Genomic DNA, 4,461 nt, shown 5'->3' on the forward strand with positions numbered 1-4,461 from the left:
TCCTTACACACCCGGAGATAAACGCTTCGGCTGTTGCCCGACGGATGGGGATGCAGCAGAGTTTGTTGGCACAGTATATACGGGGAATTAAACGTCCCTCAAAAGAACGGGAGCAGGCGATATTGAATACGGTGCGTGAAATCGGAAAGGAATTGAGCGGTATTTCAATTTAAAAAGAGAAGCGGAGCAAAAAACTCCGCTTTTCTTTTGTTGTTTCAAAAGAAACTCTCATCTTTGCAGTGCTAAACAGTTACGGTCACACCGTATCGCAGAGCGCGGTCAATGCTCAATGAATTTCAGTGGGCTTTTTTTATGCCCATACATTAACCATTTTACTGACGTCAGTAAAATGATACATACGAAATAGGCGGCTGCCTTTCCCATTACACTTTTGCTCTACGAGCGGAATCTGTAACTGTTTAGCGACACGGGAAATGGCAGCCGTTCTTCTTTTAAGAAAATTGCCTAAAATGCTAAACAGTTACAGTATGAAAAATCAAACATCCGGTGCGCTTATCGCACCAGAACCCGCAGGGATTCGTGTATCCGAGAACTTGAAAGCTCTGAATGAGCAAGTATCCAACATCCAATGCCGCTACTACCGCGTCCTGGCTCCCGATTGCGAAATAAAGACCGAAGCCGATTGCTGGTACTTCCGTGCCATTGTCTGGGCATGTGCCGCGATGGTGTTCCCTCCCCTACTGGCGGCAGCCGCGTTGTGTGTTTATAAGGCAAAGAAGTGCCGGAAAGGGGGTGAGGCATGAGCAAACATAAAAAAATCAGCGAAGATGGCATATTTGTAACGAGCCAACGCAGTCATTCAGCTACCAACACCGATGAATATAGTTATATGTTGTCGTATGGTGGTAATTATATAGCTTGCGATATGTCTGCCGATGAGTTACGTGAAATCATTTCCTGCATGCAAAATGCCCTAAAGGCTAATGGGGAAGGAGGTGAGAAATGAATACCGAAATCAATAACATCGTATTGACCTCCTCCATCAGCGAAACCATCTCGATTTTACAAAATGGCGTTGCCAGTGCTTGTTGCAATACCATAGATAGAGCTACCGGATTAATCCTGGACTTGAAAGTCGACAATGAAGTTAGTGCTGATGACATTATATCCGTAATAAGTGATTTACGCATTGTGTCATCCATGATAAGAAGCTTGACTCCGGAAGAAGAGAAAGGAGGCGCACAATGAGCAAGAAGATAGGATTCCGTTCTTATCAAAACGACGAAGAACCGGACAAACAAGACGAATTAGAGAAGCAACAAGCCGAGCGGCAGAAAGCCATAGCAAACTTCATCGGCCAGAACTATTCACCCATCGGTACCACTTCACAGAAATGTTACAAGACCACCGCTGAACTGGTATATGAGCTGTCGAACATTGTCGATGTCGCTCCGATGGCGCTGGCCAAACAACTGGCTGATGCCGGGTACCATGTAGAATATTTGGCAGGACAACCCTACTGGGTGATGTACGAGAAGCCATAAAAATACTAACCGGAGATTTTTTTATTTTTGAAGTCCTTGCTCGTGAGAGTAAGGGCTTTTTTTGTCCTATGAGAGCGGATGGTTGGGCTCTATCTTTGTGACAAAAAAAGAGATATGATACGTTTTTTCACAAGATTCGTCGCCACCTATGGGTATGATTCACCGAAGGAGTTCTTTCTTTCGGTGGCTCCGAGCTTCAAGTACAACCTGCAATTTCCGGCCATCTCCTTCAGCGCCGTCACTGCCGTAGTCAGCGAATGGATAGGCATTACACCGTTCCTGGCCATGGCCATGCTCGTCGCCATTGTCTCAGAGATGTGGACGGGCATCCGGGCAAGCAAGGTCCAGGGAATAGGATTTGAAAGCTTCCGTTTCTCACGCTGCATCATCAAGCTGTGTATCTGGCTGACCATCATCTATATCACCCACTCGTTCTATCTGGAGAGCAAGGCCGGAGCGGAAGAAAGCTTTGTCATGCTGCTGGCCACCCTGTTCTTTTACATTGTCAAGGTGTTCGTCATGACCTGGTTCTGCGTCGAGCACGTGACAAGCATACTGGAGAACCTGGCAGTCATCGACGGCAAGCCGAAAGATGCGCTGATCAAGCAGGTGGGAATATTGTGGGTGACAGTCACGGATAAATTCAGAAGAAAGGCCGATGAGACGGAAGGTTAGCCATATGTTGCTTTGTGCGGTTATCGCATTTCTTTCCGGCTGGGCCGGCCACTGGCTGGGTTCCCGGAAACGGAGCATTGTCCATGTACCGGAAACGGTGGTCAGGCATGATACGATACGCTCTGCCATTCCGGAACCGGAGGTGATTGTCCGTGAGGTACCCACAGAAGTGGATACGGCGGCTATACTGGCCGACTATTTCTCGGAGAAGCATTATCTTGATACAATTATTGAACGCCCTTACCTGAAAGTGGAGCTGACCGACGTCATATCCCGCAATTCATTGCTTGACCGCACGGTAGTGGTGGACTACCGGCAACCGGTCGTCTGCAACAATGCTCTTGCCTTAGGTCTGGAAATTGGACGTTCCTGGCAAGTCTTGTCGGCAGAATATCGCCATAAGCAATGGGAGTTCAGAGCAGGATATGACTTGTACAACAGGTCACTGGTGTTGGGCATTTCTAAAACCCTTTGGCAATGGTAGTGGACGGCATACATGATGGAGTGGACTGCTTCATCTCGGAAATCGGGGAAATAAAAATCTCAGGAATCACAGATGAACAGTTGAATGTCCGTATTGAAACCGGAGGTACGGAGATTTTCAATGAGAGCTATTACGCTTTGAAAGGCAACGTGGTAATCCATGAGATAGGGGAAATGCTCCGCAGTCACTTCTCCCTGCATGACCCGAAAGGGATGTCAAACAATGTAGTCTCTTATTATCAGGCTCCATTGTCCATAACCGCTGTGTTTTCAGGCAAGCAGGACACAGTCCGGAGGAGTTTCAATGCTTATTACAGCCGTTGTCGCACATCGGTATCCCCGTCAGACGTACTTTTTCTGACACACGAGAGCACAATCCGTACAGCCCATGATAGAATGGAATATCTAACCTTTACTGCCCATAAAGGCATGTCGGTGGACATGAGCATAGCCTACATGGATGCGGGAAAGGAAAAGTACAAGACAGTCAGTGAGCAAGTGGATGCCACTGCCGGTATGCTCGCTGTTTCTTTTTCACTTGATAAGATTGTACGTCGGTCCGGTATTGCCGTATCATCCATCACATATTATGATGTCCTATTGAAAAAAGATGGCACTGTAAAGGATAAGGTGAGATTTGTCAATGATGACCGACAGTATAGGAATGTCACCAATTTCATTTACCGAAACGCATTCGGTATGCCGGAGACAATGGCATTCACCGGACTGGTGGAATATTCCCCCGAACTTGAGGGTGATCCGGTAGAACTGTTACAGAGAACCGGCCGCACTTCATCCAAATACATTGACAGCCGTACGGTAAACAGCGGCTATCTGGACACCAGACAATACGGAAAGGTACTGGATCTGATAACAACTGATTCTTTGCAGCTGTATAATACGGAAACATCGACGGAAGTGGTGACCACTGACATTGATTTCTCTCACAAGCGTACCGGCAACGAGAAAATCAATGTCTCACTTACATTCCGTCAGGCATCACGCCTGCATCTGGCTTTCGAGCGTACCGGTGACAATGGTATTTATGGGCGGATATTCGACAGAACATTTGACAATACATTTGAATGATATAACGATATGGAGACAATACGCAGAAACCTGGCTCTGGCCGACATGGACATCCGCACGGACGAACGCGGACGCCGGCGCATCTTTTCGATAAAGTTCGTCAGCAAGGAAGGCAAGGTCTATTTCATGCCCCAGGCCTACGCCTGCGGTGCAGGACGCATGAACATGAAGGAATACCAGCTCCGGGGCGTGCAGCCCTGCGACTGCAAGGGAAATCCGGAAGGACACCCCTACCCTGTGGATATTGACCTGATACTGGAGTATAACAAAAAGAAAATAATATTCTGATGAACATATTGTTTAATTCAAGCGGCATTCCCCTGCTGATGCAGTCCACGTACATATTCGGCGAAACGACGGGGACACCCCAGAACGAAATGAAGGAGCGTACCCGAATCCTGGCGCCATATGACTTGTCGAATGTTTCCTATATAGACATCGACGGAGTGAAGGTGCGTCCATGGGGAGATGAGAATGATTTCCCCCAGAAGGCGGCTGAAGAGATAGGAAACACCAGCGTGCTCAATACGGGCCTGAAGTTTCTTCGTAACCTGACACTTGGGCAAGGCATATATCCTTGTACGGTGAAAGGTTACGACAATGATGGCAACGAGATACTGAAGCCCGTTACCGATAGCCGAGTACAAGCTTTTATTGCTGTCGCTTATACACATCTCCGAGCCCACGAGACGGAGTACCATCGCGGATG

The 4,461-nt window shown here is 47.7% G+C and carries 8 protein-coding genes and 1 pseudogene; all 9 read left to right on the forward strand.

Annotation, left to right across the window (positions count from 1 at the left end):
- The first annotated feature begins 488 nt into the window (after positions 1-488).
- A complete protein-coding gene (locus ABUA47_RS10475; RefSeq protein WP_008664689.1) occupies positions 489-764 on the forward strand; it encodes a hypothetical protein in 276 nt (91 codons plus the stop codon).
- Positions 761-967 (forward strand): hypothetical protein, encoded by a 207-nt coding sequence (locus tag ABUA47_RS10480; protein WP_005829002.1) that lies wholly within the window; start codon positions 761-763, stop codon positions 965-967. The genes ABUA47_RS10475 and ABUA47_RS10480 overlap by 4 nt, the downstream gene beginning before the upstream one ends.
- On the forward strand, positions 964-1,209 hold the full coding sequence (locus ABUA47_RS10485) for a hypothetical protein (RefSeq protein WP_005829004.1): 246 nt from the start codon (positions 964-966) through the stop codon (positions 1,207-1,209). The genes ABUA47_RS10480 and ABUA47_RS10485 overlap by 4 nt, the downstream gene beginning before the upstream one ends.
- The gene (locus ABUA47_RS10490; RefSeq protein ID WP_005829006.1) at positions 1,206-1,505 is read left to right on the forward strand and encodes a hypothetical protein; all 300 of its coding nucleotides are present in this window, start codon (positions 1,206-1,208) and stop codon (positions 1,503-1,505) included. The genes ABUA47_RS10485 and ABUA47_RS10490 overlap by 4 nt, the downstream gene beginning before the upstream one ends.
- Before the next feature lie 114 nt (positions 1,506-1,619).
- Positions 1,620-2,180: a phage holin family protein gene (locus tag ABUA47_RS10495; RefSeq protein WP_349831591.1), complete on the forward strand. Its 561-nt coding sequence runs from the start codon at positions 1,620-1,622 to the stop codon at positions 2,178-2,180.
- Positions 2,164-2,664, forward strand: coding sequence for a hypothetical protein (locus ABUA47_RS10500; RefSeq protein ID WP_005829011.1), 501 nt, complete (start codon positions 2,164-2,166; stop codon positions 2,662-2,664). Before ABUA47_RS10495 ends, ABUA47_RS10500 begins: the two co-directional genes overlap by 17 nt.
- Positions 2,658-3,752 (forward strand): hypothetical protein, encoded by a 1,095-nt coding sequence (locus ABUA47_RS10505; protein WP_349831592.1) that lies wholly within the window; start codon positions 2,658-2,660, stop codon positions 3,750-3,752. Before ABUA47_RS10500 ends, ABUA47_RS10505 begins: the two co-directional genes overlap by 7 nt.
- Positions 3,753-3,761: 9 nt before the next feature.
- Positions 3,762-4,040 carry a hypothetical protein gene (locus ABUA47_RS10510; RefSeq protein WP_005829015.1) on the forward strand — a complete coding sequence of 93 codons (279 nt, stop codon included), beginning with the start codon at positions 3,762-3,764 and terminating at the stop codon, positions 4,038-4,040.
- Positions 4,040-4,461 (forward strand): annotated as a pseudogene (locus ABUA47_RS10515) (hypothetical protein); the annotation flags it as partial. The gene ABUA47_RS10510 and the pseudogene ABUA47_RS10515, both read left to right, overlap by 1 nt.

It is taken from the genome of Bacteroides sp. RTP31139st1_H2_RTP31139_211217 (assembly GCF_040227615.1).
GTDB classification, from domain to species: domain Bacteria; phylum Bacteroidota; class Bacteroidia; order Bacteroidales; family Bacteroidaceae; genus Bacteroides; species Bacteroides uniformis.